Raw genomic sequence first — 1,815 nt, 5'->3', positions numbered from 1 at the left:
TGACGGAAGATGATCGCTTCGCGGTTAACTTCGTTAGTTAGCGATAGACCACTTTCGCCTTTCATCATGTTTGCAGCAACATCGTTAGACGCACAGATTGCGTATAGTGGCGATGTTGATGTGTGCATCATGTAAGCTTGGTTGAAACGATCGAAGTTAATCGCGTTTTCACCGTTACGTACGTGAATGTATGATGCTTGAGACAATGCATTCAATAACTTGTGTGTTGAGTGAGTTGCAAATACTGTAGGACCAGTGTGGTCTTTAGCATCGCCACGCATTGCGTAGTGACCCTTGTAGATAGGGTTAAAACGTGCGTAACCAAACCAAGCTTCATCCATGTGAATACGGCTAGAGCTTTCGCCTAGTAGCGCTTCAGTCACTTCTGAGTGGTAACATAAACCGTCGTAAGTACAGTTAGTTACTACAGCGTAGCTTGCTTTTTTCTCATCAGCGTTGAAAGGAATGCCCGCATTTTTCGCTTTAAGCGCGATGCCTTCTTTGCTCATTTGAACTTTGCTGATCGGACCGATGATACCGTAACAGTTACGGCTAGGTACCATGTAGATTGGACGTGCGCCCGTTAGGATCAGACCTTGTTCAATTGATTTGTGACAGTTACGGTCACAAATAGCGATGTCGTCGTCTTTCATACATGCTTGCATGATAGTACGGTTTGAACCTGAAGTACCTACGATACCAGAGTAAGACTGATGAGCACCGAAGATCTTAGCTGCTTCAACTTCAGAATCTTTAAATGCGCCACTGTGGTCAAGTAATGAACCTAGTGCAGCACGTTCGATACCCATATCGGTACGGAACAAGTTTTCGCCGAAGAATTCAAAGAATTGGTTACCAGCAGGGGTCTTAGTAAAACCAATACCACCTTGGTGACCTGGAGCAGACCATGAGTACTCATGGATATCGTTGTAGTGCATCATCGCTTTCATGAACGGTGGTAACACTTGTGCACGGTAACGACGCATTGAAGCAACGATACGGCCAGCAACGAAGTCAGCAGTGTCTTCTAGTACAGAATAACACTCATCAACACGTTCCATTAACTGGCGGTTGTTAAGAATAGAAGTACGAGCGCGTTCTGCTAGTAGAAATACTGGTACTTCAGATTGACGCGCTTGAAGTGCACTTAGTAGTTCAACTTCTTCGTTAGAGTTAACGATTTGCTCTTCAGTTTTTTCTAGTGCTAATACTAGGCTGTCAATTTGAGTAGACAGAATAACCGCACGTGCATCTTCGTAAGAAGTTGCTGTAATAATTTCGATAGTGCGGTTTTGTAGTTCAGCAACAAGCGACTTAGTTGCACGGTCTGCAAAGCTGTTTGGAGTAATATTTTGGTGCTCGATAACAAGAGCACGCATTTTATTTGTACTACTATTATTGTTCATAATAACGCCTGAATAAAATGGTGGATAACAGGTATGTTTTAACTCGACATATTAACTATGAAAAATTAAAAGGCCTGACCGAATATTTTAGAAAGGGAATAAATAATACTGTTTATTAATAGTGATAATTAATTGTCAGTGTATTTATTATTTATTCCCATTTCCGTTCTAGTTAGTTATTAATAAATTGCTTTAGTATCGAATTTATTAAATCTTTAAAATTAGTTTGCTTTCACTTCTGGCTTAGTATCACGAGCTGCGATGAAGCCGTAGAAGATGTAGCCAAGCAGTGTCAGGATAGTACCGCCGAATACGGCTGTCGCACCACAAGCGTACACACCGTAGATGCTGTATAGAACCGCTAATGTACCCACGGTTGCACCAAGACGGTATTGCTTTTGAGATACCA

At 41.9% G+C, this 1,815-nt stretch carries 1 protein-coding gene and 1 pseudogene; both read right to left on the bottom strand.

The annotated features are described in order from the left end of the window. A partial coding sequence (locus CZ809_RS20530) for an Orn/Lys/Arg decarboxylase N-terminal domain-containing protein (RefSeq protein ID WP_306341436.1) occupies positions 1-1,406 on the bottom strand: 1,406 nt, incomplete at its 3' end. Between the two features lie 221 nt (positions 1,407-1,627). Beyond that, positions 1,628-1,815, bottom strand: a pseudogene (locus tag CZ809_RS20525) (putrescine-ornithine antiporter); the annotation flags it as partial.

The sequence above is a fragment of the Photobacterium piscicola genome (assembly GCF_900166965.1).
Taxonomy (GTDB): Bacteria; Pseudomonadota; Gammaproteobacteria; order Enterobacterales; family Vibrionaceae; genus Photobacterium; species Photobacterium piscicola.
The sequence above is the reverse complement of the archived record's forward strand: the minus strand, read 5'-3'. Positions and strand labels throughout refer to the sequence as shown.